Raw genomic sequence first — 2,467 nt, 5'->3', positions numbered from 1 at the left:
CCCGCCAGCCACATACAACTCCCCCACCACACCCACCGGCACCGAACGCAACCAACCGTCCAGCACAAACACCGCCGTCGTCGGAACGGGCGCCCCGATCGGCGCTGCACCTGATCCCGGCGCCAGTGGGCGGCTCATCGACGCGTACACCGTGGTCTCGGTGGGGCCGTAGGCGTTGACCATCACCCGGCCCGGCGCCCACCGATCCACCACCTCCGCCGGACACGCCTCACCACCGACCAGTAACGCCACCGACTCCAGTCCTTCGGCGGGAAGCGCGCTCAGCGCGGGCGGAGTCTGAGTCAACACGGTGACGTGCTCGTTGAGCAGCAACGCCCGGAATTCTTCGGGTGAGTCGACGATCGTCTCGGGCACGATCACCAACCGCCCGCCATTGAGCAGCGTGGCCCAGATCTCCCATATCGAAAAGTCGAAAGCATATGAGTGGCACTGGGTCCAGACCTGCTTGTCGGGAAGACGCGGGGGCATCGAGTTCACCAGATGTGCAAGGTTCCGGTGGCTGATGGCGACCCCCTTGGGGGTCCCCGTGGTGCCCGAGGTGTAGATCACGTAGGCAAGGTCATCAGCCGTGGGCGTCGGTGAGAACTCGCTCGGATAGGTTTCTGTCCGAGCATCCTCGAGCTCGATGACCGTGACGTCGTACCCGTCCAGGCGGTCGGCCAGTCCGCGGATGGTTACCACGCTGATCGGCGCGGCATCGACGAGCATGAATCCGATCCGTTCGGCGGGCAGGTTCGGGTCGATCGCCAGATAGGCGGCTCCCGTCTTGAGCACCGCCAGCATCGCCACAACCGCTTCAGCCGATCGTTCCAATAGCAGCGCGACGCACTGCCCCGGTCCCACACCGCTGTCGGCCAACAAGTGCGCCAGGCGATTCGACGCTTGATCCAGCTCCAAGTAGGTCCACAACCGGCCACCGCAGCTGACTGCGGCAGTCCCCGGCGCCTCGGTCACCCGGGCGGACCACAACACCGGAATCGAGACCGCCGGAGGGTCGATTCGGTTCAACCGTGCGCGATTACCCGCTTCGTCCAGCCACGCATGCTCATCTTCGGCGAGCACGTCCACCGACCGGACCCGCCGCATCGGATCAGCGGTCATGACCGCCAGCACCCGCGTCAGCCGCTCGATCAACGCCGCGATGGTGCTCGCGTCGAACACGTCGGTGTCGAACTCGACCCGGAGGCCGAGTTCGCGACCCGGCTGAGCTTGCAGGGTCATTGGGTAGTGGTTCGATTCGCGTGCGGTGGTTTCGGTGATGGCCAACCCGTGGTTGACCGACAGCGCCGCGGTCTCGATCGGGTAGTTCTCGTACACGAACAGGGTGTCGAAAAGCCTTTCCTGACCGGTGATCCGGTGGATGTCGGTCAGCGCCAGATGCTGGTGTTCGAGTGTGCCGAGGTGAGCGCTGTGGAGTTGTGCGATCAGATCGCCGATGGTGGTGACGGCGGTGACATTCGCCCGCACCGGAACGGTGTTGATGAAAAGGCCCACCATCGACTCCGCTCCTGGCACCTCGGCGGGCCTCGTCGATACGGTGGTGCCGAAGGCGATATCGCGGCGGTCGGTGAGCCACATCAGTAGTTGGGCCCATGCGGCTTGCAGCACGATGTTGGTGGTGGTGTGGTGGGATCGTGCCAATTCGCTGATGTCGCGGGTGATTTCGGCCGGTATCTGGAAGGTTTCCACGGCGCGGGGGCCGAGTGAGGAGCGGTCGGGCGGGCCCACCAATGTGGGGGTGTCGAAACCCGCCAGGTAATCCTGCCAGGCTGTGCGGGCCGCATCGCGATCCCGGCTGATCAGCCACGCGACGAAGCTGCGGTACGGCGCGGGCGCCGGCAACCTCTGTCCCTGATAGCTGGCGAAGATCTCTCCGACGAGGATCGGCAGCGACCAGCCGTCCATCACGATGTGGTGATTGGTCATCACCAGCCGATGCCGGTGTTCAGCGATACGGATCAACGCCACCCGGAAGACGGGCCCGTCAGCCAGGTCGCTGACCGCGGCGCGTTCCTCGGCGCAGATTCGCTGGATCTGGTCGTCGACATCGAGTCCCTCGGCAAGGGTGCCGATGTACCGCCACCCCGCGGCGGGATCGGCCGGGATGATCTGCACCGGCTCGTCGAACTCATCGGAGAAACGGGCCACCAGATGAGGGTGGCGTTTGACCACCGTGTCCACCGCTTCGTGCAATTTGTGAGGTTCAAGGGGGCCGGCCACGGTGGTATCCAGTTGCACGGCATACACATCGGTCGTCTGCGTACGGGCGTGAAAGAGCAGCCCCTGCTGCAGGGGGGTCAGTGGCAGGACGTCAGCGATCTGCATATCGGCTCTGCAAGCGGTCGATCTGCTGTTGGTTGAGGCTGACGGCGATGTCGGAGGGGGTGAGGCCGCCGCCGCCTGCGTGGACGTGGGTGCAGATGCCGGTGAGGGCTTGGAACCAGAG

General features: G+C 65.2%; 1 protein-coding gene. It reads right to left on the bottom strand.

What is annotated here, in order from left to right:
- A partial coding sequence (locus AU072_RS23235) for a non-ribosomal peptide synthetase (protein ID WP_407937621.1) occupies positions 1 to 2,346 on the bottom strand: 2,346 nt, incomplete at its 3' end.
- Positions 2,347 to 2,467: the final 121 nt, after the last annotated feature.

Source organism: Mycolicibacterium novocastrense, from assembly GCF_001499835.1.
GTDB lineage: Bacteria > Actinomycetota > Actinomycetes > Mycobacteriales > Mycobacteriaceae > Mycobacterium > Mycobacterium novocastrense.
Note: the sequence above shows the minus strand (reverse complement) of the source record. Positions and strands in the feature narration are given on the sequence as shown.